This window comes from Streptomyces sp. NPDC001617 (genome assembly GCF_053596855.1).
On sequence record NZ_JBSFHA010000211.1, the window covers coordinates 1 to 1437 of the forward strand.

General features: G+C 69.4%; 1 protein-coding gene. It reads right to left on the reverse strand.

What is annotated here, in order from left to right; all coding sequences use genetic code 11:
* Positions 1–103: 103 nt before the first annotated feature.
* The gene (locus ACWC09_RS52640; RefSeq protein ID WP_450859432.1) at positions 104–1381 is read right to left on the reverse strand and encodes an IS701 family transposase; all 1278 of its coding nucleotides are present in this window, start codon (positions 1379–1381) and stop codon (positions 104–106) included.
* Positions 1382–1437 lie beyond the last annotated feature (56 nt).

Below are 1437 nucleotides of genomic sequence, written 5' to 3' on the forward strand. Positions count from 1 at the left end.
CTAGTAGGACTCCGTTAGGTTGCTCTGGCTCTTGGGCTCTGGCCGGTGGTGGATGTTCTGGGCAGGGGGCGGTGGCAGGTGGTGCAGGTGCCGGTCCAGCAGTTCAGCAGGTCCTGGACGGCGTCGAGGATCTGGTAGAGGGTGAGTCCGCTGTATCGGCTTTTGGGGCCAGGCGCTGTTCGGTGAGGAACGCGTGGGCTGCGGTGACCAGGGTGACGTGGTGATGCCATCCGTTCCAGGAACGGCCCTCGAAGTGGTCCAGGCCGAGGCCGTGCTTGAGTTCCCGGTAGTCGTGCTCGATGCGCCAGCGGATCTTGGCCAGGCGGACCAGTTCAGCCGGCGGGGTATTGGCGGGCAGGTTGGACAGCCAGTAGTCGGTGGGCGCTTCGGCGTCCTGGGGCCATTCGACCAGCAGTGTGACCTCGGGCAGGACACCGTCCCAGTGGCCCTGCTCGGCAGTGGCGGCGGCCTGGGCCAGGCGACGGGCCCTGATCCCGGCCGGCCGCACCCGCAGTGCCAGGAAGCGCGAACACATCGGCCCGCGGGAGCCTTCACGCCAGGTCACCTCGGTGAACGCCTGCCGCCCATGGCCGGCCGCCAGCGCGGCCACCGCAGACGGCTTGTCCCGGTAGCGGGGCTGCGGCTTACGGCCGTTGCCCGACCACGCCGGGGCGGTGGGCTCCGCGTCGTGCGGGTGGACGGTCACGTCCGAACGGACCGCCACGACATATCCGATGCCCCGCCCGCTCAGGCCGTCGCGGAAGTCGGCGTTCTGCCCGTAGCCGGCGTCGGCCACCACCACTGGCGCCACCAGCCCCCACCCGGCCAGCTCGTCGATGGTGTCCAGGGCCAGGCGCCACTTCTCCCGGTGCCCCACCTCCTGCGGTATCCCGGTCTTCTGCCGCCGTACCGGATCGTGCGCCCACTCCTCGGGCACGAACAACCGCCACTGCAGCGGACAGGAGGCAGTGTCGGAGACCGCGTGCACGCTCACCGCGACCTGGCAGTTGGCCTGCTTGCCCACAGCGCCGCAGTACTGGCGCGCGACCGCCACCGACATCCGGCCGTCCTTGGGGAACGACACATCATCGACCGCCCAGGCATCCGGGCCGATCTGCGGCACCATGCGCTGCGCGATCCGCCGCCGCACCGGCACCGCATCCCAGGTCGACTGGTTCACGAACTGCTGCAGGTTCTGCTCGTTGCCGTCCGGCAGCCGCTCCGCCATCGGCTGGATCGACTTCCGCCGCCCGTCCAGCATCAGCCCGCGCAGATAGCAGTCGCCCTTCGCCCGCTGGTCCTTGCGCGGCACCGACGCGAACACATCCGCCACGAATAACGCCAACTTCGCCCGAGCACGGTTCACTTCATGTGCGTCCACACCCTGACCATGCCCCCAAACAGCACCGCGAGACAGACCTAACGGAGCACTACTAG